The sequence below is a fragment of the Parendozoicomonas sp. 2304DJ65-17 genome (assembly GCF_058148445.1).
Window position 1 is genome coordinate 75,330 of sequence record NZ_JBYVJV010000013.1, and the last position, 25,900, is coordinate 101,229.

At 46.6% G+C, this 25,900-nt stretch carries 25 protein-coding genes; 14 read left to right on the top strand and 11 right to left on the bottom strand.

Features of this window, described 5'->3' with window-relative positions; all coding sequences use genetic code 11:
- The first annotated feature begins 38 nt into the window (after nucleotides 1-38).
- Together ACY2RR_RS22650 and ACY2RR_RS22655 are read left to right on the top strand one after the other, a co-directional pair.
- Nucleotides 39-839 (top strand): MipA/OmpV family protein, encoded by an 801-nt coding sequence (locus tag ACY2RR_RS22650; protein ID WP_490110472.1) that lies wholly within the window; start codon nucleotides 39-41, stop codon nucleotides 837-839.
- A 96-nt stretch (nucleotides 840-935) separates the two neighbouring features.
- Entirely contained in the window at nucleotides 936-2,105 is a 1,170-nt protein-coding gene (locus ACY2RR_RS22655; protein WP_490110473.1) for a hypothetical protein, read from the top strand.
- 57 nt (nucleotides 2,106-2,162) lie between these two features.
- Here the strand turns inward: ACY2RR_RS22655 and ACY2RR_RS22660 are convergent, their stop codons facing one another.
- A complete protein-coding gene (locus tag ACY2RR_RS22660; protein WP_490110526.1) occupies nucleotides 2,163-3,143 on the bottom strand; it encodes a PstS family phosphate ABC transporter substrate-binding protein in 981 nt (326 codons plus the stop codon).
- 325 nt (nucleotides 3,144-3,468) lie between these two features.
- On the opposite strand from ACY2RR_RS22660, the gene ACY2RR_RS22665 reads away from it, so the two are divergent.
- Genes ACY2RR_RS22665 through ACY2RR_RS22675 form a run of 3 tightly spaced genes read left to right on the top strand, consistent with a single transcriptional unit; the run spans nucleotide 3,469 to nucleotide 5,780 of the window.
- Nucleotides 3,469-3,930 (top strand): TRAP transporter small permease subunit, encoded by a 462-nt coding sequence (locus ACY2RR_RS22665; protein WP_490110474.1) that lies wholly within the window; start codon nucleotides 3,469-3,471, stop codon nucleotides 3,928-3,930.
- Complete coding sequence (locus ACY2RR_RS22670; protein ID WP_490110475.1) at nucleotides 3,927-5,297, top strand: TRAP transporter large permease; 1,371 nt, start codon at nucleotides 3,927-3,929, stop codon at nucleotides 5,295-5,297. Before ACY2RR_RS22665 ends, ACY2RR_RS22670 begins: the two co-directional genes overlap by 4 nt.
- 51 nt (nucleotides 5,298-5,348) lie before the next feature.
- On the top strand, nucleotides 5,349-5,780 hold the full coding sequence (locus ACY2RR_RS22675; protein WP_490110476.1) for an acyl-CoA thioesterase: 432 nt from the start codon (nucleotides 5,349-5,351) through the stop codon (nucleotides 5,778-5,780).
- A 35-nt stretch (nucleotides 5,781-5,815) separates the two neighbouring features.
- Here the strand turns inward: ACY2RR_RS22675 and ACY2RR_RS22680 are convergent, their stop codons facing one another.
- On the bottom strand, nucleotides 5,816-6,475 hold the full coding sequence (locus tag ACY2RR_RS22680; protein WP_490110477.1) for a fumarylacetoacetate hydrolase family protein: 660 nt from the start codon (nucleotides 6,473-6,475) through the stop codon (nucleotides 5,816-5,818).
- A gap of 87 nt (nucleotides 6,476-6,562) precedes the next feature.
- Here ACY2RR_RS22680 and ACY2RR_RS22685 point away from each other — a divergent pair, with 87 nt between their 5' ends.
- The 3 genes from ACY2RR_RS22685 to ACY2RR_RS22695 all read left to right on the top strand — a co-directional run bounded on the left by ACY2RR_RS22685 (nucleotide 6,563) and on the right by ACY2RR_RS22695 (nucleotide 8,624).
- Nucleotides 6,563-7,933 carry a histidine-type phosphatase gene (locus ACY2RR_RS22685; RefSeq protein WP_490110478.1) on the top strand — a complete coding sequence of 457 codons (1,371 nt, stop codon included), beginning with the start codon at nucleotides 6,563-6,565 and terminating at the stop codon, nucleotides 7,931-7,933.
- 45 nt (nucleotides 7,934-7,978) lie between these two features.
- Nucleotides 7,979-8,239 (top strand): DUF4404 family protein, encoded by a 261-nt coding sequence (locus ACY2RR_RS22690; RefSeq protein WP_490110479.1) that lies wholly within the window; start codon nucleotides 7,979-7,981, stop codon nucleotides 8,237-8,239.
- 73 nt (nucleotides 8,240-8,312) lie between these two features.
- Complete coding sequence (locus ACY2RR_RS22695; protein ID WP_490110480.1) at nucleotides 8,313-8,624, top strand: hypothetical protein; 312 nt, start codon at nucleotides 8,313-8,315, stop codon at nucleotides 8,622-8,624.
- Between the two features lie 21 nt (nucleotides 8,625-8,645).
- Here ACY2RR_RS22695 and ACY2RR_RS22700 read toward each other — a convergent pair whose 3' ends face one another.
- Nucleotides 8,646-10,058, bottom strand: coding sequence for an FAD-binding oxidoreductase (locus ACY2RR_RS22700; RefSeq protein ID WP_490110481.1), 1,413 nt, complete (start codon nucleotides 10,056-10,058; stop codon nucleotides 8,646-8,648).
- Nucleotides 10,059-10,232: 174 nt separating this feature from the next.
- Here ACY2RR_RS22700 and serA point away from each other — a divergent pair, with 174 nt between their 5' ends.
- Nucleotides 10,233-11,462, top strand: a complete 1,230-nt coding sequence (serA, locus tag ACY2RR_RS22705; RefSeq protein ID WP_490110482.1) for a phosphoglycerate dehydrogenase — start codon at nucleotides 10,233-10,235, stop codon at nucleotides 11,460-11,462.
- A gap of 79 nt (nucleotides 11,463-11,541) precedes the next feature.
- On the opposite strand, the gene ACY2RR_RS22710 is transcribed toward serA, so the two are convergent.
- The 3 genes from ACY2RR_RS22710 to nfo all read right to left on the bottom strand — a co-directional run bounded on the left by ACY2RR_RS22710 (nucleotide 11,542) and on the right by nfo (nucleotide 14,030).
- Nucleotides 11,542-12,402, bottom strand: coding sequence for a GGDEF domain-containing protein (locus tag ACY2RR_RS22710; protein WP_490110483.1), 861 nt, complete (start codon nucleotides 12,400-12,402; stop codon nucleotides 11,542-11,544).
- A gap of 258 nt (nucleotides 12,403-12,660) precedes the next feature.
- Nucleotides 12,661-13,137 carry a YHS domain-containing (seleno)protein gene (locus ACY2RR_RS22715; RefSeq protein ID WP_490110484.1) on the bottom strand — a complete coding sequence of 159 codons (477 nt, stop codon included), beginning with the start codon at nucleotides 13,135-13,137 and terminating at the stop codon, nucleotides 12,661-12,663.
- 56 nt (nucleotides 13,138-13,193) lie between these two features.
- Entirely contained in the window at nucleotides 13,194-14,030 is an 837-nt protein-coding gene (gene nfo, locus ACY2RR_RS22720) for a deoxyribonuclease IV (protein ID WP_490110485.1), read from the bottom strand.
- 127 nt (nucleotides 14,031-14,157) lie between these two features.
- Here nfo and ACY2RR_RS22725 point away from each other — a divergent pair, with 127 nt between their 5' ends.
- Complete coding sequence (locus ACY2RR_RS22725; RefSeq protein WP_490110486.1) at nucleotides 14,158-14,931, top strand: SDR family NAD(P)-dependent oxidoreductase; 774 nt, start codon at nucleotides 14,158-14,160, stop codon at nucleotides 14,929-14,931.
- 96 nt (nucleotides 14,932-15,027) lie between these two features.
- Here the strand turns inward: ACY2RR_RS22725 and ACY2RR_RS22730 are convergent, their stop codons facing one another.
- The 3 genes from ACY2RR_RS22730 to ACY2RR_RS22740 all read right to left on the bottom strand — a co-directional run bounded on the left by ACY2RR_RS22730 (nucleotide 15,028) and on the right by ACY2RR_RS22740 (nucleotide 17,781).
- The gene (locus ACY2RR_RS22730; protein ID WP_490110487.1) at nucleotides 15,028-16,239 is read right to left on the bottom strand and encodes a hypothetical protein; all 1,212 of its coding nucleotides are present in this window, start codon (nucleotides 16,237-16,239) and stop codon (nucleotides 15,028-15,030) included.
- Between the two features lie 123 nt (nucleotides 16,240-16,362).
- Entirely contained in the window at nucleotides 16,363-16,713 is a 351-nt protein-coding gene (locus ACY2RR_RS22735) for a J domain-containing protein (protein ID WP_490110527.1), read from the bottom strand.
- An 87-nt stretch (nucleotides 16,714-16,800) separates the two neighbouring features.
- Entirely contained in the window at nucleotides 16,801-17,781 is a 981-nt protein-coding gene (locus tag ACY2RR_RS22740) for a YbgA family protein (RefSeq protein WP_490110488.1), read from the bottom strand.
- A 535-nt stretch (nucleotides 17,782-18,316) separates the two neighbouring features.
- Here ACY2RR_RS22740 and ACY2RR_RS22745 point away from each other — a divergent pair.
- Nucleotides 18,317-19,336 (top strand): hypothetical protein, encoded by a 1,020-nt coding sequence (locus ACY2RR_RS22745; protein WP_490110489.1) that lies wholly within the window; start codon nucleotides 18,317-18,319, stop codon nucleotides 19,334-19,336.
- Nucleotides 19,337-19,637: 301 nt separating this feature from the next.
- The gene (locus ACY2RR_RS22750; RefSeq protein ID WP_490110490.1) at nucleotides 19,638-21,026 is read left to right on the top strand and encodes a tryptophanase; all 1,389 of its coding nucleotides are present in this window, start codon (nucleotides 19,638-19,640) and stop codon (nucleotides 21,024-21,026) included.
- Nucleotides 21,027-21,089: 63 nt separating this feature from the next.
- Here the strand turns inward: ACY2RR_RS22750 and ACY2RR_RS22755 are convergent, their stop codons facing one another.
- Nucleotides 21,090-21,830 carry a class I SAM-dependent methyltransferase gene (locus ACY2RR_RS22755; RefSeq protein ID WP_490110491.1) on the bottom strand — a complete coding sequence of 247 codons (741 nt, stop codon included), beginning with the start codon at nucleotides 21,828-21,830 and terminating at the stop codon, nucleotides 21,090-21,092.
- A gap of 110 nt (nucleotides 21,831-21,940) precedes the next feature.
- Here ACY2RR_RS22755 and ACY2RR_RS22760 point away from each other — a divergent pair, with 110 nt between their 5' ends.
- Nucleotides 21,941-23,761 (top strand): diguanylate cyclase domain-containing protein, encoded by a 1,821-nt coding sequence (locus ACY2RR_RS22760; RefSeq protein WP_490110492.1) that lies wholly within the window; start codon nucleotides 21,941-21,943, stop codon nucleotides 23,759-23,761.
- Between the two features lie 188 nt (nucleotides 23,762-23,949).
- On the opposite strand, the gene ACY2RR_RS22765 is transcribed toward ACY2RR_RS22760, so the two are convergent.
- Complete coding sequence (locus ACY2RR_RS22765) at nucleotides 23,950-24,837, bottom strand: LysR family transcriptional regulator (RefSeq protein WP_490110493.1); 888 nt, start codon at nucleotides 24,835-24,837, stop codon at nucleotides 23,950-23,952.
- 104 nt (nucleotides 24,838-24,941) lie between these two features.
- Here ACY2RR_RS22765 and ACY2RR_RS22770 point away from each other — a divergent pair, with 104 nt between their 5' ends.
- A complete protein-coding gene (locus tag ACY2RR_RS22770; RefSeq protein ID WP_490110494.1) occupies nucleotides 24,942-25,841 on the top strand; it encodes an MBL fold metallo-hydrolase in 900 nt (299 codons plus the stop codon).
- The last annotated feature ends 59 nt before the right edge of the window (nucleotides 25,842-25,900 follow it).

The window sequence follows — 25,900 nt, forward strand, 5'->3', positions numbered from 1 at the left end:
AGACTCCCGTCTTCACTTTCCCTACAAGGGCTCTCGCTTTGAAATCGGTTTGCAGTCGGTTCCTGTTGTTAGCATCTGTAGTTTCCGGGTCATCTTTTGCCGCAGATCTTACAAATGGCGTTGAGGTGATTTCGTCACCAGCCTATGAAGAAGATAAAGGGCGTTGGGCTCTGGGGCTTGGGCTGATCAACATCGACTGGGCTTACAAAGATGTTGATGACGAGCTGACACCTGCTCCAATTGTTCAATATGAAGGTGGCAAACTGTTCGTTCGGGGCTTCCGGATTGGTTATGAGTTGTTTAACCAGGAAAACTTCTACCTTGCACTGCTTGGTGAACGTGGGCTTCATACTTTTGATGATAAAGATTCACATGAGCTGAGAGGCCTTGATGATCGCCGCTACAGTTACAACGTTGGGTTGCATGGTGGGTGGAAAACACCATTCGGAAACCATATCCAGCTCGCAGTGCTAACCGATGTCAGCAACACCCACAACGGTTCCTATGCCAATCTCAGTTACGGACATATGTTCGGATCATTAAAACAAGGGTGGACACTCACACCTGAGATTGGCGTGAACTGGATGAGCAACAATTACACAAATTATTATTTTGGTGTCAGTGCCAAAGAACACGCCAAAACAGGTATTAAAGAGTACAACGCTGGCAGTGAATACAATCCTTACGTCCGCTTAAGCGCAAGTTATCGAATCACTAAAAAAATCGGAATTATCGGTTATGTGGCATACCGCCGGTTAAGCGATGAAATTTACGACAGCCCAATGGTGGGTGAACGCCACACTGTAACCACCTTCATTGGCGGCATCTATCACTTCTGAGTGAACTCCCAATAGTGTTAGAACAGCAAACAGTGTTGTCATAGATATCACACCAGCCCTTAGACAAGATGGACGATTTCAATCTGAGGGCTTCCCATGGAAACCGAATCTGTAGCGGGATACAGAAGCAGCAGTAACCCGCAACTATCCAATCCGACAAAGCAGGAAGCTCGCTACAATTTCTGGGAGGCGGCTACCTGCCCGGGTAATTGCCATATACAACAGGGTGACCAGCATTCTCATACTCCCCACAGACCATGGAAGTCTGCCAGCCAGTTTGTAGTCGGCAACCTCAATGAAAGGTTAGGGCTTATAGACACGCTGAGTAGCTCTTTAACAGACACGGTTCTAGTTACAGACCTCTCAGGACCAGAAGATGTTGAACCTTTGCTTGATGATCTTATGCTGCAGATATCTGACTTGCAGGATGCACTGCAGTCACAGTACCCCGACGATGCAGAGCGAATTGCCATTCTGGAAAACTGTTTAATAAATTGGCAAAAGAACATTATTCAAACACTTGAGGAGAAGTATTCCCCCGAACTGTTAGAACAGCTGGATAACTGCCTTGAAGAGAACTTCCAAATTCTGATTCTCAGTATGAAGGAAACAAAGCACGAACCTTCGGAGGATTCAGACGAAAGAGTCCACTCTAGTGAAAATCATAAGCATAAATCCAAGCGCCGTCACCACAGATCAAGAACCCACCGAACGCCAAGGTTTTATATCCAGCCACAAGAAAGTGTTCAGTGCAGTCGTCACGCGATCAATGCGTTTCATCAAGAAAGCATTCTTCCGTATCACGAGCAGTATGAAAATATGGAAGCGCTTAAGATGTATAACGTTATGCAAGGACTTGAAGCACAAACTGGAAAAAACCGCCCTCTGGTTATGTTCCAATACGCTTTGACTGCCATTGACCGAGATGAGCAACACGCACCACTTCCCTATAACAGACCCAACCCTACATGCTTCGATGATATGCCTGTTAAACGTCTAGTGCTGTCTATAACTGGCCATCATGTCTGCTTTGTCAGAGGGGAGAACGATGAGTGGTACTTGCTGAATAGCTTGAGAAAGCGGGCCAAGAAAATGAACCCATCCGCATACATAGCAAAGCATCGGGAGTTCTATTCTGAGGAAGAGATCTTAAGAATGAGCACTACAGAACAGGGGAATAACCCCGCTGTTGCTGTTATATGTGAAGACATCGGACAGCCCTACGATGAAGGTGAAGGTGTACGTATAGGGCGCCCCACCCAATAAAAACAAAAGGCCGATGTCAGAGACACCGGCCTTTTGCCTTCAACTGTTTGAACCTAATTACAGACCCAGAGCAGCCATTTGCTTTTCAACAACCTTGGAAGGCAGTGGGATGTAACCATCCTTCACAACAACTTCCTGACCTTGCTGAGAGAGAACCAGCTTAAGGAACTCACGCTCGATTGGAGCCAGAGGCTTGTTAGGCTGCTTGTTCACGTACACGTACAGGAAACGAGACAGTGGGTAAGAGCCGTTTACAGCGTTGTCTGGATTAGCTTCTACGAAAGGAGTACCAGCTTTCTTGGTCAGAGGTACAGTACGAACGCTGGAAGTCTTGTAACCGATGCCAGAGTAACCGATACCGTTCAGGGAAGCGGATACAGACTGAACAACAGAAGCAGAACCAGGCTGCTCGTTTACGTTGTTCTTGTAGTCGCCCTTACACAGAGCTTTCTTCTTAAAGTAACCGTAAGTACCGGATACAGAGTTACGACCGTACAGCTGAACGTCACGACCAGCCCATGGCCCACTCAGACCAGCATCGCCCCAGGAATTGATAGCTTTGTCGTTGCCACACTTCAGAGTTGAAGAGAAGATCGCGTCAACCTGAGCCATGGTCAGACCCTTGATGGGGTTATCCTTGTTTACGAATACTGCCAGAGCATCGATAGCAACAGGAACGGCAGTAGGCTTGTAGCCAAACTTCTTCTCGAATGCAGCCAGTTCCTTGTCCTTCATCTTACGGCTCATTGGGCCGAGGTTAGAAGTACCTTCAGTCAGGGCAGGTGGTGCAGTAGAAGAACCAGCAGCCTGAATCTGGATGTTTACGTTAGGGTAAGTGCGCTTGAAGTCTTCAGCCCACAGAGTCATCAGGTTAGCCAGAGTATCTGAACCAACGCTGGACAGGTTACCGGAAACACCGCTGGCCTTAGTGTAAGTTGGGATGTCTGCATCCACCTTACTGGCTTGGGCGTTGAAAGAGACGCTGGCAGCTGCCAGAGTCAGAGCAGTCGCCATACTCTTCAGAGAGAGTGACTTCATAATCATTGTTAGCTCCCAGTGTGTTTGTCTGTTTTTATGTACATCTTGATACGGGAATCAGTATCAGCACCTTTGATGACAAATATATGAATGGTTTGTTACAGAAATACTACAGCGGAAAAATTGCGAGAGTTGAGGGCACTTATTCTTCCAATTCACCTTAAACACTCTGGTAACTAGCAGTATACTGCGCCCCATAATAATAACGAACATGCGGAGCGTTTACGTGTCAGCGTTTTCACACGGTGCCCGACAAATCATAAGATCTATTGATAATTTTACAGAAACGACCGGCCGCCTTCTTTCCTGGTTAAACATCGCACTTATGATCACAATCTGCGCCGTGGTCTTTATTCGTTATGTGCTGAATCTCGGTTCCATCGCTCTTCAGGAACTGGCTGTTTATATCCATGCAACCATCTTCCTCGGAGCCTGTGCCTACACATTGCGGCACGATGGCCATGTACGTGTCGATATTTTTTACAGAAAATTCAGCCCTCGTACCAAAGGCTTGATTGATGCCAGTGGCTCAATCCTGTTTCTGATACCAGTTTGCCTGTTTATCGGGTTTATGAGTTGGGAATATGTTGAAAGATCCTGGGCTTTAAAAGAAACCTCTCACGATCCGGGCGGCCTACCGGCAGTGTTTCTTCTGAAGAGTTTGATTCTGTTTCTGGCTGGCACGCTTCTTATTCAAGGTGTCGCCGAGTTCCTGCGCGGTTTGCTGGCTTTTACCAATCACAAAACACCTGAACACCCTGAAAAACATCTGAAGGAGGCAGCATGATGGAATACATGCCTCTGTTTATGTTTGCCGCCATCTGCCTTGTTTTGATGGCAGGTTATCCGGTTGCTTTTTCTCTGGCAGGTACAGCTCTCGCTTTTGCCGGATTCGGAGTCTTAACCGGTACCTTTGAAGCGACTTTCTTCAATGCTCTACCCAGCCGTTTGTTTGGGGTAATGACAAACCAGACTTTAATGGCTGTTCCGTTGTTCGTACTTATGGGCGTGATGCTGGAAAAGTCCAGAGTTGCAGAAGACCTTCTGGATAATATGGCCCGCCTGTTTGGACGCCTCCGTGGTGGGCTGGGGGTTTCTGTAACTCTGGTGGGAATGCTGCTGGCCGCCAGTACCGGTATTGTTGGTGCCACAGTTGTGACCATGGGACTGCTTTCTCTGCCAACAATGTTGCGCAGAGGGTACGACCCTGCTTTAGCGACCGGAACAATTTGTGCAACCGGTACACTCGGGCAAATCATTCCTCCATCAATTGCACTGGTTCTGCTGGGAGATGTTCTCTCCAGTGCTTATCAGCAGGCTCAACTGAAGCAGGGTATCTTTTCTCCCGACACAGTATCCGTTGGTGACCTGTTTGTTGGTGCCCTGATTCCCGGGCTGATTCTGGTAGCGATGTACATTACGTATCTACTTGTTATCAGTTTCTTGAGGCCTGAAAAGTGCCCGCCAGTGGATGAGAGTGATCTGGAGGTTTCACTGTCTGGCCTGCTGAAAAGCCTTGCTCCACCGATGGGTCTGATTGCTGCAGTACTGGGTTCAATTCTCACAGGTATTGCGACTCCCACCGAAGCTGCTGGTGTAGGTGCATTGGGCGCCAGTCTTCTAGCTCTTATTAAACGTCAGATTTCGTTTGCCCAACTTTCTGATGTTGTCACCAGCACCACACGCATTACCTGTATGGTGTTTATGATTCTGATTGGAGCCTCTATTTTCTCACTGGTATTCCGAGGATATGGCGGCGAAGAACTCATTCATTCTCTCTTTGAAAGCCTGCCCGGTGGTGTGTTTGGCGCCACTCTGGTTGTTATGCTGGTGATCTTCGCACTTGGTTTTATTCTCGACTTTATTGAGATTACTTTTGTAGTAGTTCCCATTGTTGGCCCTGTATTACTGGCAATGGGGCTTGACCCTGTATGGCTTGGCATTATGATTGCCATAAACTTGCAGACATCATTTTTGACACCACCCTTCGGGTTTGCGCTGTTTTATCTGCGAGGCGTCGCCCCGGAGACAATAAAAACAACAGATATTTATCGTGGCGTGGCTCCGTTCATTGTCATTCAGCTGATCCTACTGGGACTACTGGCTGGCTGGCCGGAGCTGGCAACATGGTTGCCAGACAAATTGTATGGGTAACCCTGCGGGGTTCCCGTAAAGGTATGAATAATTACAAGAATGAGCCTGCCTATGCTTGCAACAGAATCAAAAGAGTTAGAGCTCGACCTCCTTTCCGATGAGGAAGATATTAATCCTGGCCCAACCGGCGAGCTGACACTACAAATCCCGGCTATGCCTCGGGATACCAACCCAGACAATGATATTTTTGGTGGCTGGGTAGTTTCTCAGATGGATATGGCTGCCGAGATTACAGCCCGTACTGTGGCTAAAGGTAGGGTAACCACAGTAGCAATACATCAGCTGACATTCCTTCGTCCCATTGAAGTGGGAGACATGGTTAGCTGCTATACCACCGTCACCAATGTTGGCAGCAGCTCGATTCATATAGAGGTGTGTGTGTGGGTTCGCACGGCTAAAGAGCAAGAGCCACAAAAGGTGACTGAAGGCACTTTTGTATTCGTGGCTATCGACGAAAACCGTAGAACCCGACGCATTTCTTAAAGCACTAAAGGCTTACTGCTCATTCTCCACGCACATTAGTTAATGCGCGTGGAACACTCCAGCAATCCCGGAATTGAAGCCTGAAGCTGCATACCAGACTCCAGCGTTCCTACTCCAGCCGGAGTACCAGTGATCACCACATCACCAGACTCCAAAGTAAAGTAGGTACTGATATAGCTAATCAGTGGGGCAACTCTGGTCAACATCTGAGCACTGCTACCATCCTGGCGAAGCTCTCCATTGATATGCAGCTGCACAGGAATATCATTCCAATCTTTGATTGTTTCTACTGAAGCGAATGGCGAAATAGGGCAGGAACCATCGAACGCCTTAGCTTTTTCCCAAGGATGTCCCTTTTCCTTTAGCTTGCTTTGAAGCTCACGCAAAGTCAGATCAAGGGCAACACCAACTCCTGCAATTCCAGATACAGCATCGTCTTCAGATACAGAAGTCAGCTTTTTACCAATCAGAATCGCAATTTCCGTTTCATAGTGAACGCTGCCAAAGCCAGTTTTAAGAGTAATGTCCTGCTCCAGAGGAGCAATGGAAGAAGCAGGTTTCATAAACAGGAGAGGTTCAACAGGAATGGGGTTATTTAATTCTTTGGCGTGATCAGCGTAATTGCGCCCTACGCACACTACCTTACCCACAGGAAGTCCAACATTTTCCCCATTTAGCCATGTGTGCTTGTACATTTTTCCCCCTGCCAACATCTGAGATTCAAACAATCTTCTATTCTGTGCGGATCTTTTTCTACGGTCACACCTTCTGGAAGTCACAGAGTGAAGTCAAGGCACATCTATACCCTACTGGCACTATTCCTTCTGTTCCCCCAACTATCAGAAGGTAAAGTTAATAACTGGAAAACATTTCTCGGGCATTACAGTCCCTACCCAGATCCAAAGAACGATAAACTCCCATCACTTGAGGGATACTATCTTCTCAGCCAGATACATATTTCACGTCATGGCTCCCGTTATGGACTCTATCCAGATCAAGTCCAGGAGCTGTACTCCACTATCCATAGTATTTTTGCTCAGGGGAAACCAACTCCATCTGGTCGCCAGTATCTAAAGCAGGTTGATGCATTTACAAACTGGTGGAAAACCCCACCGGATAAGCTCGCCACCCTGACACCTATAGGTTTTCAGGAACAAACTGGCATAGCTGCTCGAATGGCAGAACGAATAATTGAGCAGAAGCAGTTTGCTGGCCAGCAGATACGGGTTCATTCCATAAACTCCGGTATGAAACGAACCCTAGAAAGTGAAGCGGCTTTTTTATTCGGTTTAACAAAAACATTTGCCACCCTGAGCGAACAGCCGGTTCAGATCAGTAACCGTCACTCCTACCAGGACACAGATATTACCAACCCGCCTTTCTACTACGACTACAAACCTTATGGCCACAAAGTAAAAGCTATTGGCATTAAGATAATTGAAAAGTTGTGGCATAAGCCGCCACCTCAATTATTTCAACTTTCAGCAGACTTAGTGAAAGGTTTAAGTAACAAAGATTCTATAGCTTTGGTTCAATCACTTTATAGTTTATGCAGGCTCGATTCACCACAGGGGATGCGCTGGCAGCTGTGTTCACCTTTTGAAGAGTTTGCAAAGTCGAACGATAATGCTCAGCTTTTTTCCTTTCTTGAAGACATTACCCAGACCTACAGTTTTTACAGTCTTGGCCCTACTGTTGAAACAAGAAATGCCATTTACGGCCTCGGGTTACCTGTACTGCAGGATTTCCTGCATGCTTCCCAGTCAGCAATCAAAGATCCCGATTCAGCTCCACACATAGACTTGCGCTTCGGCCATGATTCAACGCTTATTCCTTTTATGACAGTCCTTGGGATTGTGGATTCCAGCGGAGATAACTCTCAACGTCAGAAGTCATTTTCAGCCTCCATCCTGACACCAATGTCGTCTAATATTGTCTGGCAAATCTGGCGTAAAGGATCAGACATTCAAATGCTCATGCTGGTGAACGAGACTCCCGCACACTTTCATGTACCAGGCTGCCAAAAGAACATGTTCTGCGACTGGGATACTCTCAGGGAGTACTACTCCCAAGAAAGGTTCCAAATTTCAAAACTCCACCAGATAATGCAGGAAGTCACTGCTCTTTCCTCTCAGGAACCTGCTGGTCTATGATGGGAGTGCAAGGCAACGGAAAGTTGCCGCTAATGGAGAAAAACCATGAGTGAAGAACTTCAGGTCAGAATCCAGGATTTACACGATATGCTCGAAGGGCAGCCGGTTGATGAATGCACTGCGGCCTCTTTAAAACAAATCACTACAGAGCTGCAGCTGGCACTAGCGCAGGCTGATGGCACCATTCCCCAGGAATCCTACAACGAAGAGCTTGAGAAAGAAGCTTTGCGTTTTGCCGAAGATCATCCAGCTATTGCTCAAGCTGTACGACAGATAATGAATACTTTGGGAAATATCGGCATCTGACATCTTCAGGTGTACAAACGAACAACTGCTATGCTTTCGGCTCTGCATTTATTCGCCGATGAGATGTTCAGACATGTCTGACGATATTGCCTTCAAGATCCAACTTGGCTTAATTCTCCCAAAGCTTAAAAGTCAGGTTTCCGGGGAGCTAGTTACTATTCTCCGGGAGCTGGTACAAATAGTCAGTGCAGGCCACCTTGACGATGAAGAACCTGTAAACATAAATCAGGTTAAAGAACTCTTTATGAAGGATCTGGAAATCCTTCTGGATAAAGATATCTTTCCGGTTATTGAGAGAGAACTAGCTCCTGACGTCGAAGAGGCACCAGAAGAAAACAATACTGAAGAAAATGATGGGGCTGAAGAGTCACCAGAGCCTGAGTAACTCAGGCTCTTCGAGTACCCTCTATAACTGATCAAATACCTTGCCCGGGTTCATAATCCCGCTCGGGTCAAAGACCTTTTTGATTCCTCTCATAAGCTCGATTTCAGCTTCACTACGGGTGTAAGTCAGATAATCCTTTTTCAAAAGCCCTACGCCATGCTCAGCAGAAATTGAGCCGCCATAACGCTGAACAATTTCAAAGACCCATTTACTCACACGGTTGCACTGTTGCAGGAACTCGGTTCGATCCAAAGAATCCGGCTTCAGTATATTCAGGTGCAAATTGCCATCGCCAATATGACCGAACCAGATGATCTCAAAATCCGGGTATTCACGGGTAACGACGCTATCAATTTCAGCAAGGAACTCCGGAACCCTGGAAACTACAACGGAAATATCGTTTTTATAAGGCGTCCAGCGAGAAATGGTTTCACTGATATCCTCACGGCAGCGCCACAGATTCTCCAGCTGAGAGAGACTCTGGCTCATAACACCATCCAGCACCCATCCCTGCTCCATGCAATATTCAAACAGTTCCATGGCGGTGTCTGACACCGATTCACTGGTGCATTCAAACTCTAACAAGGCATAAAAAGGTGTTGGGGTTTCAAATGGGCGGGGAATACCGCTGTGTTCAATAACCTTGCTCAATGCCTGCTCAGAGAAGAATTCAAACGCTGTCAGGTCAATCTTCTGCTGGAAGTTTTCCAGGATGGACATAACCGCATTCATATCCTCAGCACCCAGCATTAACACTGTCAGATCCTGAGGAGGGCGAGCCAAACGCATAGTGGCCTCAACAACGAAGCCCAATGTCCCTTCACCGCCAATAAACAGCTGCCGTAAGTCGTAACCGGTATTGTTTTTTACCAGTCCACTATTCAGCTCCAGCAGTTCGCCTGTTCCGGTCACAACTTTCAAACCAGCAACCCAATCACGGGTCATGCCGTAACGAATAACTTTAATACCGCCAGCATTGGTAGAAATATTGCCACCCAGCTGACTGGAACCACTGGAAGCGAAGTCCACCGGATAGAACAATCCCTGCTCTTCAGCAAAATGCTGCAATTGCTCGGTAATCACTCCAGGGCCACACACAACGGTTCTGTCTATGGCATTGAAATCACGAATCGTATTCATCCGATCGAACGCCACAACAATTTCACCGTTAATAGCTACCGCAGCAGCACTTAACCCCGTACGGCCACCAGACGGCACCAGTCCAATATTATGTTCACGGGCAAATCGCACAACGGCCTGAACCTCTTCAATAGAAGCAGGCAGCACAATAGCTAGTGGTTTTGGATCATGGAAACGGGTCCAGTCCCGCCCGTATTGAAGAAGAGAATCATCATCGGTCAGTACACGGGGAGTCTGTTCGGAAGCTTCTGACAGGGTGGCTTCGAGAAGGCTCACTAACTGCTCTTTATTCATTCTTCTGTGCTGCCTGTTACCGGTTTGCTGAGTGACTTCGGCGCCATTGTACGCATTTACCGAAGTTTTTTCTTTGATCGGCGATAATTTCCGGGAATCCCTATGGTAGACTTGCCATCCCGGTTGAGGGGCCGGGGCTATAAATACAATCAAACGCAGTCAGGAAAAGTGAGCATGGCCACAACTTCACTCGAAAAGGGCAAAATCCGTTTTTTGCTTCTTGAGGGCGTTCATCAGTCTGCCGTGGATTCACTGCAGGCCGCCGGGTACAACAATATCGAGTATCTGAAAACATCCCTGCCGGATGCAGAGCTCAAAGAAAAAATCGCCCAGGCACATTTCGTTGGGATTCGATCCCGTACCCAGCTGACTAAAGAAGTCTTTGATGCCGCTGAACGGTTGATTGCTGTTGGCTGTTTCTGCATCGGAACCAATCAGGTTGATCTGGCTGCCGCTACCGAGCGCGGAGTCGCTGTATTCAACGCACCTTATTCAAACACCCGCTCAGTTGCAGAACTGGTGCTGGCAGAAGCCATTATGTTGGCTCGCGGTATTCCAGAGAAAAATGCACTGGCTCACCGCGGTGGCTGGCTTAAGAGTGCTGCCAACTCATTTGAGGTGCGTGGAAAAACACTAGGCGTTATTGGCTATGGCAACATTGGCTCCCAGCTGAGTGTTCTGGCAGAGTCGTTGGGTATGAAGGTTCTTTTCCATGACACAGTAACTAAGTTGCCACTGGGTAACGCATCTCAGGCTGACTCCCTGGAAGAGCTGCTTGCCAAGTCTGACATTGTGTCTCTGCACGTTCCTGAAACGGCCGCAACCCAATGGATGATTGGTGAGAAAGAACTGGCAACTATGAAGAAGGGCAGCATTCTGATTAATGCTTCCCGTGGTACCGTTGTGGATATTGATGCTCTGGCAGCATCTTTAAGAGATAAGCACCTGCTGGGCGCAGCGATTGATGTATTCCCGGTTGAGCCACGTTCAAACGACGATGAGTTTGTATCACCTCTGCGGGAGTTTGATAACGTAATTCTGACTCCACACGTTGGTGGCAGTACTCTGGAAGCTCAGGCCAACATTGGTAAAGAAGTTGCGGATAAACTGGTGCGATACAGTGACAACGGAACATCCCTGTCTTCTGTAAACTTCCCGGAAGCATCTCTGCCTACCCATGAAGGAAACCACCGTATTCTTCATGTGCACCAGAATATTCCTGGAATTCTTAGCCGCATTAACCAGATTTACTCTGACCAGGGCATCAACATTACCGGCCAATATCTGCAGACCAATGAAAAAGTTGGTTATGTGGTAACGGACCTGGAAGCTCACCACAGCGCAGAAGCGATTGCCAAGCTCAGAGAAATTGAAGGAACGATTCGCTGTCGAGTGCTGTATTAACCAGTGAATGTTATTTACTTAAAGATACTGCTGCTAAGGCAGTATCTTTAAGTCTCCTAAAAACTACATAGGTAAGTATTTAAAATACGATGACAGGTACATTCGTGGCATTCTGCCCATGATCCTCTGCTTTGTCTTTGTGCATATACATCCTTTCATCTGCACGATTTAACGACTCAGACAGATCATTTGACGCTTCACAGATACCATAGCTGAACTTAATTCCCAGCTCGTCTTCTACTTCACTCTCAAGGGGCCGGATAAAAGAATAAACGTCAAACTCGTTTTTTTCTTTAAATAGAATGACAAATTCATCCCCACCAACTCTGACAAGCTCTCCATCACCCTCCAATTGGTTCACAATTTTTTCAGCAAACAGCTTCAGGGTTCTATCGCCGGCACCATGCCCGTGCTTGTCGTTAACACTCTTGAAGTCATCCAAATCCATATAGATAACTGATGAAAAATCGGAATTATATTTATCTATTGTTTTGTTTATAAAAACTCTATTACGGCACCCTGTCAGAGGGTCTATCAATAAATGTTTTTCAAGCTTGTTCTTTAACTCTTCAACCTGTGTAATCTTTGCATCCTTCTGAGCGCACAATCGCAAAGCTGCAACGACAACCAGAGGAAAGGCAAAAACATCACCAACAGGTACCACCAGCTCAATAAAGGGATACTCAACTTCAAAGAGATCAGCCGCGGTCAAAAGTGCATTGAACCACAAGGCAGAGACAAGAAAAAAACTCCGATAATAAAAGGCTATGAGGGAGAAAAAAGCAGCGAACAACATTTCGCCAACATCTAAGAAAAACTCTTGAAAATCGAGTGCTTCATGACTGTTTGATATCGCTGAGAATGATATAAAAACGCCCAAGATAATTGTACACAACAGAGATAAAGAGACTGTTTTTATAAAAAATGCATTATCGTTCAAAGCACGTACCTTAAAGGCATTATTCCCTGTCAAATGTGTAAACAATTAACCTGCTACTGACCAGATATACACACAAGACGATGCCTTAATTAATAATCAGGTAAATCAGGATACCAACTATCAAATCCAAAAAAATACAGATTTATCCTTAGCCACAGTCAAAGTTATTTTTATTAATTTTTCTTAATTACAACTTAAACACCATATAAAAAACGCCATAGAGCTTCCTCTATGGCGTTTTTTATAGATCAATTGAAATCAATGCATATATTTTTCTTTTAATGCAGGCCAAGCCTTATTGGCTTTATCGATATGCCCTTCGTAATCTTTCATCCAACGTTTATTAATAGATGGGTTGTGATTCAGATAAAGCTCACCATCAATTATCTTCCAATGCTGGGGGCTCCCCCGGTAAAGCATACTTTTTTCTGACACGGCCCAGGCACAATGGCCACCATACTTGGGGGCGTACTTTTCAGGATTGGCTTTAAACATTTGCCGGTGCTCTTCGTTGACAAAGCGCCAATTCACGCCAGCCCATTCCCAGGAATACTTCCGCTTCCCTTTTACAGCTTTTCCCATAGTGAAATAAGCCACCGTATCGAAACCACCGACGGCAGCGTTGCCCATAAAGGTTGTGTAGTACTCGCTGGTAGCTGCATTAGCGCTACCAAAAAAGTCTGTAAAAACAAGAACAAAAGCCAGAAGTGACGATTTCCAACCCAATGAGATCACGGCTATTCCTCCATGAACAACACCATACCCTGAAAGAATAGCCTGTCAGAAACCCGTCATTCGCTGGCTAATCGGTACAGAGCCTGGATTTCATCGGGCCAAATTGTCTCATCGATAGTTTCCAGAACCATGGGAACATTGTTAAACCGAGGGTCTTGCATGATATAGCGGAAGCACTCCCAGCCTATTTCACCTTCGCCCAGACTGTGGTGCCGATCCTTTCGGGAACCAAGCCCGCCCTTAGAATCATTAAGGTGCATGCCTTTCAGATACTTAAAACCAACCAGACGCTCAAATTCAGCAAAGGTTTGCTCACAGGCTTCATGGGTTCGAAGATCATAACCCGCTGCGAAGGTATGGCAGGTATCGATGCAAACACCCACACGACTCTTATCTTCAATCCCATCAATCATTGCGGCGAGCTGTTCAAAATTCCAACCCATATTACTGCCCTGACCGGCCGTATTCTCAATAACGGCAATAACACCTTCAGTTCGATCCAGTGCAAGATTTATAGACTCCGCCACTTTCTCGGCACATTCTTCCTCACTGATGGTTCGTAAATGGCTGCCAGGATGGAAATTCAGGCGGTCGAGCCCCAATTGCATGCAGCGCTCCATCTCATCGATAAAAGCATTGCGGGACTTTTCCAAAGCTTCCGCTTCTGGATGCCCAAGGTTTATCAGGTAACTGTCATGGGGAAGAATCTGTTCCGGAGCAAAACCAAACTCTTCACAGCGCTCTTTAAACAGTTGAATATTTTTTTCAGTCAGAGGTTTTGCATTCCACTGGCGCTGATTCTTGGTAAACAGGGCAAAAGCGCTCGCGCCAAGCTTGTGCGCATTTAAAGGTGCATTCTCCACACCACCAGCAGCGCTTACATGAGCACCCACAAACTTCCTTTCGGCCAATTCCAAAGACTCCAGACATGGTTTAATAGATGGTTATTATGCCTGATCTCATTTGGCTGGTTATCCGTAAAGCCTGTGAACCATTAACAATTACAAAAAGCACGCAGATATGGCCAAAGCATCTGAACATGGAAAGACTGCCTGGATTATCGGGGCAAGCACAGGAATAGGTCGGGCCCTAGCCCTCAAGCTTGCCTCAGGCGGACACCGCGTTGCTGTCAGCGCCCGTTCCGCCCAGCCACTTCAGGAGCTGGCAGCTGAGTCTGCCAATATGGCCGGAGAGATAGTTGCTGTCCCTCTTGATGCCACCAGTCTTGAACAGTTTCAGCATGCTGCCCAACAGGTTGAAAAGATTCTGGGAAGTGTTGATACCGTTCTTCATAACGCAGCAATTTATAAGCCCATGCCTCTAAAGGCATTTACTGCTGCCGAAGCGAATCGCATCTTTTCTCTCAACATTGAATCTGTGACTAATGGTCTGGATGTTTGCTTGAACTCCCTGAATACAAAGCCACGGCAAATCATTGTTACCACTAGTCCATCCGGTTATCGCGGGATGCCCGGAGGGGGAGCGTATGGTGCAAGCAAGGCTGCACTCATAAACCTTGCAGAAGGGTTTCATGCTGAATTGAAAAATCAGGGCATTGACATGCGGATCATTAACCCCGGTTTTGTTGAAACACCACTGACCAGCCAGAACCGCTTCCGCATGCCATTTCTTATGCCCGTAGATAAAGCCGCCGGACGTATTGAGAAATACTTCTGGAATGGACCATTTGAAATCTATTTTCCAAAACGCCTTATATGGCCCCTTAAAATTATGCGCATACTTCCCACTGCATTACTACTCAGGCTTTCAAGGAAGCTGACTCCACCAGACTAAGATCTGCTGTTCATTGCGACACCTGAAAGACAAAAAGGAGGATACAGAAAAATCCGTATCCTCCTTCACTCAAAAGTAGTCTTTCGTATTCACAGGCTATTGGCGAAGCCTTCTCCCCATATTCCTTTTGTTCATTTCTTCTAAATGCTGCAAAACGTTATCCACCATTTCAGAGCAGGGGAAGAAGAAGTCCGACAGCTTAATGGTTGCACCCACAACCGCTGCACTGGCAGCAGCGTAACCTACGATCAGGGCGAGGTGGTTTGCCCATCTGGGAACTATGTGTTGCTGAATGACATCGCTCCCTTGTTCTTGCAACAACTGCCAGCCACATACATGGTTGATGATGTGCAAATTGTGGGAAGTATCGGAAACCATCGCCCCATCAACGAATTCGTTTGAATCTATCAATGCAACCAAACTGTTGAATACACTGGCAGTGAGAACACTGCACACATCTTCAATGTATTTATCAAAATGCAGGGGGGCTTCTTCGCTGGCTTCAGAAACAATTTCTAAATCAATTACCTGTTGGTTTTCATCTTTACCCAGATAAGCTTTATAGCTCTTGAAACCGTTCTTCTCTGAAATAACAAATCGGATCTGGGTGAGCTGGGCACGATCCATGGCCGATGCTAATCGTGCATATGGAGCATTGTCACTCCCAACAACAGAACCCTCTATACGACTGATTCTCACGACAGTTTCTTTATTTCGATCTACCGCCTCTCGAGAACTCACTGTCAGGAGCAACAACTCACCAGCAGGGCCAGATAACGGCTTATGGTACCAACTGTTATCCGCCATTAAATAAGCCCCTCCAGCAGCTCCCCCAAATATTCCTACTAGACTTCCAGAATCACCCATCATCGCGTGACCAAGGCCAATGCCAAAGAAACTGGTAGCAATACTCACCAACCCAGCCTCTTTGTAATGTTTCCAAAGACCTCGTACGAGAGGCCCTGCAGCAAGTGCACCTCCCGCCGTTAAGCCACTTACTACCCCTAAATCTTTGAGGCCGGAACCCTCTTTTACTTTGTGATAACGATATCCTGTCAACGCCATCACTCCAGCAGCTGCGGCATGTGTGCCCACTTGAGATAGGAACCAGCTTTTCTCACTGGAGTGAATACCTTCAAAAAGAACTACTTTGTTTCCAGCTCGCATAACCAGCCCTTCATCGGAGCTGTAAAACCATGAGGAGTTTTTTTGATTAACTTCTAATTCTGGAGTCGGGCCTGCTTCTGCCCAGGAAATAGCAGCAAACCCAAGGAGAAAAACCAGCAAAAAACCTTTTAATTGCTCCATTACATCATCCCGTTATTCAAATCAGCATGATGTATAGACGGTTTTATAACTGGTGGATGAGGGATTGTGTAACAAGGCTTACAATGTAATTCTCAACCCCAGCGCCCAGAGTATTGAGGTTTGTTACCCTCCATCAGAAGGGCCAGCAGTCGGGGCAGCTCTTAGAAGAGTCTGATAGGCTGTTTCTATTTCTTTAAACTTTTCTTCTGCCCACACTAGTCGGTCAGGATTTTTATCAGGATGAAATACTCTCGCTTTTTTAAAATACGCTTTCCTGATTTCGTTACCAGTGCTTCCTGCAGTTACATCAAGAATTTGCCTTGCCTCATTGGCCTCATCCCGACTGGAACTTGGAATATAAGTCGAGCTTTTCCACCGCCTTCTTTCTCGCTTTCTACCCTCGTACTGATGTTCTCCAGGCTGATGGTGCTGCCTTTTCCTCTGGTTCTTTTGGAAGAACCAGAAGAAAATGATCCACCGTAGTCCGGTTTTGGGTCTTCTTTATTTACCGCAAAAGTAACATCTGTGCGCCATCATAAAGCAAGAGAAACAGCGAGAGGCTTACAATGTATTTCTCAACCCCAATTCCTCGGGATATGGCTTCAGATAAATTTGATCCTTCACATACTGGCTGCCATGGATGTTAAGAAAGTGGCGAAGCATAGTGACAGGAACAATTAACGGAATCATGCCTGTGCGGTACTGCTCAATAATATCCAGCAGCGTCTGCTTCGACTCATCACTCAGGGTTTTCTTCATATAGCCCAGCAAATGAAGCAGAACATTGGTGTGGGTTTTCCTGTTCGCTTTGCTGCGCAGAGTTTCCATAAACAGCGATATATATTCTGCCGCCAGCTCTTCTACCGGCTTTTTTTTACCAATAGATACCATTTGCCCCAGCTTACGGTAATTCTGAGGGCTATGAGCCATGATCAAATATTTATAGGCTGAGTGAAATGCCACTAAACCGGCGTAGGTTGGTTCATCACGCATGTCCTGTTGCCAGCGATGCCAGGCAAAAACCCGGGCAAAGAAGTTATCTCTTAGAACCGGGTCGTGGAGTCGGCCTTCTTCTTCAACAGGAAGAAGAGGAGAGGTTTCCATCAAGGTGCGGGCAAACATTCCCGGTTCGCTACGTCCTAAAGGATGCCCATTCTCGTGATAGACTTTTACGCGACTCATTCCACAACTGGGAGACTTTTGCATCAGGATATAACCGCTGATATCCCGCTCCATAACCTTTGCTGTCTCTCGCCCAAAATCAGCCAGCTTATCAGTGACATCAATATCCGGGTGGTCTGTACCAACGACTCTGTAGTCGCCTTCCGCATCTCCTACCAGACGTATAGGTTCACGGGGAACACCCAGGCCAATCTCAACTTCAGGGCAAACAGGTTTCAGGTGGAAAAAACGAGTGAGGCTGTTAGCAACAAAGCCAGAGCGCTTATGGTCTCCGTTATAACGGACTTTCTGGCCAGCCAGGCAAGCACTGATGCCAAGGGTAATTTCTTTTTCCGGCTCTGAGCGTTCGACTATAGCCATGATTATCTGCCTCCCTATCTGCGCACTTCTCTATGATATAGGAATTATAGAAACGCCGTTCGTTAGCACAGCTTTCCGTTTGGTTAATTAACTTACTTAGCGCCTTAAGAAGTTATTGCCCAAATATACGAAAAAAGAAAACAACAGGTTCATTATTACAAACAAAATAAGAACTAAAGCTTCATTTTGCTGCCAGTTAGGGTCTCTGATTATAAACTTTGAGGTAAACCCAATGGCATGCCCGGTAGATAGCTCACGTAAAAGAACTCACCTCCCGCCCGAAGGGCACAGCCTTGCAACCGCTTCCAAAAGGGCGGATCTGCAAGTTACCTACAGAGCTCCCAGCGGCATTGTATACAGTATGAAAGCTTGTGATGTTTCTGAGGAAATGCTCACGTGCAGCAAGTGTACAAAAAATGAGGCCATTGCCCAGTTCAAGACAAGCTGCCCAGATCATCCTCGTACATGTGCAGCCTGCTTCTTTAATAACACGACTCATGCCAAAGACAGATGTATAAGCTGCCCACTCCCCACCTTGAAGAATATCGATGAGTTAAGTGAACCTCTTGATGCATTACTGTCACCAAACGCTCAAGGTATGCAAATCGACTGTAGCCAGTGTCAGCAAGCATTCACGCTAAATAGTTCAGAGCAGGCAGATTCACTTGCAGAAGCAGTTGCCTATCACGAAGACCAAACGCCACATACCGCATCCTGCCCAAATAAAGGTTGTACTTTCACCCTTCAAACCCACTTGAAAGAGTACATGAAACAGCATCGTTCAACCTGTGAATACGAAGACTCAACTCATTGTGGACTTCATGGCTGCACATATTTCATAACACCACAAAAACAAACAGAGCATTCTGATCAATGTGTAAAACTCCCTGTGCAAGTGAATGGTGTGGCAACAGTCGCGGGAGCCAAAGATGCACTACGTTTGCTCATCATGATGACAGAGAAACAGCCACAATCCCGAGAGGCAAAAGTATTTATAAAACTTCTGGAGACTTACAAAATAGATTTCCAGGAGCTCATCAATATGCTGTTTCTTAATCAAACAGATGTAGATAGTGCTGTTGACCCTAAAATCAGAAGTCTTTACAGCCGGTTGGGGAAGATCAGTCCTGAGCAGGAAGAAGTGCAAAAAGCAGCGGAAGTAAGAACAACCGTTTTGCAAAAGACTATGCTGAGCAGCTCAACCATCGCACCAAGGTTGAAAGCCATCTCCGGCCTTTCCGCAATGGATGAAACAAGATTAAAAGAACTTGAGTCTCTGATTTCACCTGCACCACAAGCCTCAGCAGCCCCATCACACCCTGAAGCCAGTTCCAGCTCTGAAGATAATGAAGAGCCACATCTCGATGCTCGCCTGTTACTGGGAGCTTTGATGGGTGGAATGCTAAATCAAGCACCATCATCGTCCGCCCCTGGCATTCAAATTCGGATGACAAGACATATCTTCATGGGAAATTCTCTTTTTCAAATTTCATCTTCAATGAGTCTACCTTTTAATCTGGGAATGAATGAGTCCGATGACTCAGATGAAGACTAAGAGAACCTAGACACAGCCTACGGGCTGTTTGACTTGAGTCAGTACGCTAGAATATAACCACAACTATATTTTTAGCGTACTGGCTAAGCTCACAGAATGGTCATGCGACACAAGAATCCCATCAATATTAATGCAAGTGTGAAGTGGTTCGTCATCGACGAGTCCCGCGCGGCATTCCGTCTGCACTTTTGATTTCCAGTCAATCGACTGACTAAACCCAGCTTATCAATTCAGCGCTGCTCCTCACTGTATTCAGAACTTGGCAGCGGACTACTGATACTTTGAATTTATGGAAATCAAAATGAAGCGTATCCCTGAACCTTTCCGCATTAAAATGGTTGAGCCCATTCGCATGACCACATTCGAAGACCGGCAAAAGGCTTTGATTGAGGCTGGCTACAACCCCTTCGCGCTAAAAAGTGAAGATGTTTATATCGATCTGCTGACCGATTCTGGCACCGGTGCCATGAGTGATCGCCAGTGGGCCGGGCTTATGATGGGCGATGAGTCCTATGCAGGCAGCCGTAACTTCTTTAATGTGGATAAGCAGGTTAAAGAGCTGTTTGGTTATGAATACACTATTCCAACCCATCAGGGTCGGGGGGCCGAACAGGTCCTGTTCCCTTGTTTGATTGAGCGAGCCAAAAGCGACAAGCCTGTTTTCATTTCCAATTACCACTTCGACACAACTGCCTGCCATGTTGAGTTAAGTGGTGCTAAAGCCATCAATACCCTGACTCCGGAAGCACTGGATACAACGTCTTACTACGACTGGAAGGGCAACTTTGACCTGGCAGCTTTGGAGAAAACCATTAAGCAACACGGCGCAGAAAATGTTGCGGGTGTGATTATAACTGTCACCTGCAACAGCTCTGGTGGCCAGCCAATCTCTATGGCGAATATCAAGGCGACCAGTGACATTGCCCGCAAAAACAAGATCCCTGTAGTTATTGATTCTGCCCGTTTCTGCGAGAACGCCTGGTTTATCAAGCGTCGTGAAGTTGGCTATGAGAATAAAACCATTAAGGAAATCATCGGCGAGATGTATTCCTACGGCGATATGCTCACCATGTCTGCCAAAAAAGACCCAATGGTAAACATTGGTGGCTTGCTCTGTATCCGCGACGATAAAGAGTTATTTCAATCCTGCCAGATTCGCTGCGTACCTATGGAAGGTTTTGTAACTTACGGCGGCTTGGCTGGCCGTGATATGGAAGCTCTGGCGGTTGGCCTGCAAGAGGGCACCAATGAAGAGTTCCTCAGCTACCGCATTGGTCAGGTGGAATATCTGGGTGAGCGTTTGCGAGAAGGCGGTGTACCTATTCAGTACCCAACTGGCGGTCACGCCGTGTTTGTAGATGCGAAGTTATTGCTGCCACATATTCCTGGCCATCAGTTCCCTGCACACACTTTGGCTAATGAGCTGTACCTAGAAAGTGGTGTTCGTGGTGTAGAAATTGGCTCTCTGCTATTGGGTCGTGATCCGGAAACCGGTGAGCAGAAGCCTTCTCCGCTGGAGTTACTACGCCTGACAATCCCTCGTCGTGTATACACCAACGATCACATGGATTACATCGCCGATGCACTGATTGCGGTTGCGCAAAGAAGTGAACAGATTAAGGGTCTGGAGTTTGAATACGAACCTCCTGTTCTGCGGCACTTTACTGCACGCTTGAAGCCTATCGCTTAATAGCGTTCAGCCCGGAGTTAGCTCTCCGGGCTACTCAACTCCATCTTTGTCAGAATGTTGGAATTATATTTTTCTGCAAACATAATTCGCATAAGGCGAGGCAAGCCTTTCATCTTTCCAGTTGTAAGGATCACTTTCACAACCCAGCGGTAAGCGATGCTCCACTATGGTAAAACCAGCCTCTTCCAACGAACGCCTATGTTCTTCTTCCGGCCAAAAACAATCATCGAAAGTCAGTTCAGTATTCACCATGTGCATTTTCACAACATCCCCACAAGCTGGTGACTGGGGTTTACTCCACTGATTCTGAAAGAAGTACCAATTCCGAAAGGGATCAAAAGCTTTATCTGACAATGTTGCAATAACAAGAAAACCACCAGGCTTAAGAACCCGAAAGCTTTCACGCATCACATCATCAAACTCTTTCCGCTCTGAAATAGTAAGGAGCACAAAAGTACTTAAGACCAAATCATAGGTATTATCTTGAGCCGGAACGTGCCCCTTGTTCATAAGCTGGAATGGGGTATCTGGATTTTTCTCTTTCGCAATGGCCAGCATATCCTGGGAGATATCCACCCCTTCCACTGAGAATCGGCAGCCTTTCAACATGCCTGTTCTATTGCCGGCACCGCAGCCATAATCCAGAGCCAAACCACCTTGGGGTAGATACTGTTTCAAATACTCAGGTATATCACGTACAGCCAGATAGCTGGCGCCATTATCAATCAATTCGTCGTACAGATTTGCTATCTTGCCTTCAAATTTCATCGTGTCCCCCACATATTGCCAGATAAAAATAGCCAATAAATGGCAACAAGCTGGGGCCGATAAGAGAGGATGACAGTGGCGTAATGAATAAGTTATCCACGCTGCCTACACTGATGTAATCACCAATTTGATGAGACCTCTGACTGATGACTATGGATAGTCTCTGGTTACTGGTATGTATTCTGGCACTTCTGTTTATGCAGCTGGGCTTCTGTCTCCTTGAAGCTGGCTATGTTCGCTCCAAGAACATCGTTAATGTTGTGATGAAAAACGCCGTTGATCTGAGCGTCACACTGTTGATGTTCAGCCTTATTGGCTATGGCCTGATGTTTGGGGAAAGCTATGAGGGTGTTATCAGCCTGCCAGAATTTGATTTTTATCAGAGGTTTCTGCTTGAAACACCGACTTCTGATCTGGCAATAAGCATTATGCTCTACGGCCTTTTCTGTGCGACAGCAGCAACGGCTATTTCGGGAGCTGTCGCAGAGCGTATGACCTTTCTCCCGTACCTTATTTGCGCTGCAGTTGTTGCAGTACTGCTTTTCCCTCTTGCCGGGCACTGGGCCTGGAATCAAGGTGGATGGCTCTATCAACTAAGTTTTATAGACTTCTCAGGTGCCTGCGTTGTTCATGTATTGGGAGGGGCCGCCGCTTTGGCAGCCGTTCAGCTGATCGGCCCCCGTACAGGCCGCTTCGACACGAGTGACTCTTCTGATGCCACCTTCCGGCCTGAGAATATTCCTTACGTGGCCTTCGGCACTCTCATTCTCTGGATCGCCTGGATGGGCTTTAATGGCGCAGGGCACCAGACTTTTGATGATAAAATCCCAGCAATTTGGTTGAACACGCTAATTTCCGGAAGTTCGGCCATGATGGCTGGCATGGGCATCAGCTATGCACAAACAGGCCGGGCCAATGTATTGTTTATGCTGAATTGCGGTCTGGGAGGGTTGGTTGCCAGTACTGCTGTCTGCCACCTGATAACACCTATGCACGCTATTGTTCTCGGAACAGCAGCTGGCTTTGTTGTGTTTACCAGCGGCAACTGGCTGGAATCTCTTAAAATCGATGATGTGGTTGGCGCTATACCAGTCCATCTGGGTTGTGGAGTTCTCAGTGCAATCTTTGCCCCTCTTCTCGTCGCCACTGACTTCTATGACTTTATAAGGCAGTTCGGCGTGCAGATAGCTGGAGCCTTCTCTATTGGCCTCCTAGGGTTTGGTGGAGCTTACCTGTCTCTAAAGCTGCTAAGCCTGTACGTGCCGATAAGAGCAAGCAAAGAGGATGAAGTGGTTGGTCTTAATATCTCCGAGCACAATGTCCGCACTCCCATGATGGAGGTTCTGGATCACTTGAACGCACACTCCGCCAGGGGCCGTTATGATCAACCTATTCCGGTCAATTCCCAAAATGAAACCGGTCATCTTGTCAGGTTTTACAATGCTCTCATGGGCAAAGCCAACAAGCTTTATCTGGAAAATCGTCAACTCAAGCAGCAGCTTTCAACGCCGAACGACAATGACCCTCTCACTCAAAGTCTGACCCGCAGAGTCTGGCTGGACAAACTTATTCTGGCCCATCATGACTGCCATCATGATGCTCTTGTCACCGTTATTATTTTTGACATCAAAAACCTGAATCATATCAACAAGAATTACGGAGAGTCCGTTATGGCAGGAGTTCTCCAGCACACCGGCCTGGAGATAGGAATGCTGCTGGATCAGGACAGCTCTATCGGTCGTCTGAAAGACGGAGAGTTTGGAGTTCTGCTGCGAAACGCTTCGACATCTCAGGGCGAGGAGTTAGCGAAGAATATTGAAGAATCTATCTATCGCTTTCCGTTTATCTTCAATGATCGGGCAATCAGGGTTGAAGTCGAGTCTCTCATTCGATCCCCCGCCTCGAACGACGATATAGAAGCGTTTTTATTTTCAATGGAGCAGGACATCCAAAAAAAAGGCCGTTAAGCACTTAAACAAAATTATCAGCGACCTTTTCCTTAGGACAAAGCCTGTACCTGACATAGTTTCAGTAAAGGTATGGGTATCTACGTTAACGCAAATGAAGGTTTTTTTTGCATTGCTCATAGTGCCTGACTAACTGGTTCGTGGTGCTAACGCTGTTTTACAGGGTGAAAACTTATTCAGCACTGCAGCTATATATCAACCCCATCAAAGTGCCACACTAGTGCATCAATTAAGACTTGAAGCGCTGTTGAACGATGTCTCCGGGAACGATAGATGCCATAAACTCCTAAAGTCTTTGGCTTCCAATCAGGGAAAAGTTCTGCCAACTCTCCACGCTTTAAGTATTCCTTAACACTGCGGTAAGGCAGAAAAGCTATTCCCATCCCGGAAAGAGCGCTCTTCAACAGTACTTCAGATTCATTAGCACTGAAGTTACCCTGCACAGAAACAGTCTGGTGTTCGCTGCCCTTATTAAAAGACCAAAGCCCTCTAAAGTACGAGTACGTTAAGCAGTTATGATTTTTTAAGAAATCCAGTGAACCGGGAGTTCCTGCTTTTTTCAGGTACTCTGGAGAAGCGCAAAGTACAGAATGGCACTCCCCTAAAGGGCGAGCTATGACATTTGGATCAAGATCATTGGTTATGCGGATAGCAAGATCAATTCTCTCTTCAACCATGTTGAAGACCTGATCCCCCACAACCAGCTCAACCGAAACTTCCGGATATTCGGTTAAGAACGTTTCCAAAAACGATACCAATACATGCTGGGCAATCATATGGCAGCACCCCATACGAACATGACCGTGAGGTATTGGGTTAACTTCCTCCCCAATATCGGGAATATCTTCAGCCAGTTCCAGTAGCTGTATGCTGCGTTCGAAGACTCGCTCTCCTGCAGGAATCAGACTGAGAGAACGAGTCGACCTGTGGAGAAGACGAGTACCAGCCCAGGTTTCCATCTGGGCTAGATAGCGAGTCACCATTGAGCGGGACATACCCAAAGCGTTGGCTGCTGAGGCCATACTCCCTTGCTCAACAATGGTTTTGAAAACCTGTGCCGCTGTCACTCTATCCATTAATTAGACCGATCGATGCAACAAATCAATGCGGATAGTAGTGTTTTTCCACTGAAATAAGAAATATACGATCCCACTCACAATAAACAGCGTGAGATCATGAAATGTTGCATAAGATTCGTCCGGCCCTAACCACAGCACTTCTCTCAGTTGGAATTCTGGCTGGCTGCGTCGCAACACAGCCTGCTCCAGTACAACCGTTGAAAGTTGATGTATTTAATCCAGGAGAAGCCAGTATTTTTCCTGTGTCGTCCAGCTTGATCAGCGGTGAAAGTGAAGTTTTACGGGTTGATGCCCAATTCCAGCGTAATGATGCACAGACTGTTATTAACAAGATTCAGGCTAGTGGCAAAAAACTAACCGCAGTTTATATCAGTCATTATGACCCTGACTTCTACTTTGGCCTTGACCTGATTGCTGATAATTTCCCAGGAGTGAAGTTTTATGCGACTCCCAGCACAGTAAAAAAAGTACAAGCTTCTGCCGAGCCCAAGCTCAAGTTCTGGGGACCGATTCTAAAAGAAAATGCACCATTACGACTGGACCTTCCTGTTATTTCTAGCGACTCCAAGTTCACAGTCGATGGCCAGAGTGTGGAAATTATCGGCCTAAACAGTCATGACCCCAGCCATACTGTTCTTTGGATACCCTCTGCGAAAACCGTTACTGGCGGCGTACCTGTCTATGAAAACGTGCATGTGTGGATGGCTGACAACCAGACTCCTGAGTCCCGTCAGAGCTGGATGAAAACTCTTGATATGATTACAGCGCTGAATCCAGAAACAATTGTTCCCGGACATTTTGTTGGAGAAAGCCCAATGGATGTGTCTGCAATAGAGTTTACCCGCAGCTATGTGCAAACCTTTGAACAGCAAGCAGCACAGTCAGATAACAGTGCAGAACTGATTGAGCGAATGAAAAAGCTCTACCCCGATTTCAGCAACACCGGCGACCTTGAGTTAAGCGCAAAAGTTGTGATGGGCGAAATGAAGTGGCCTCAGTAATTCACTTTTAAATTTCACCCTATCGAGCACAAAAAAAGCCGCTGAGAAAACTCAGCGGC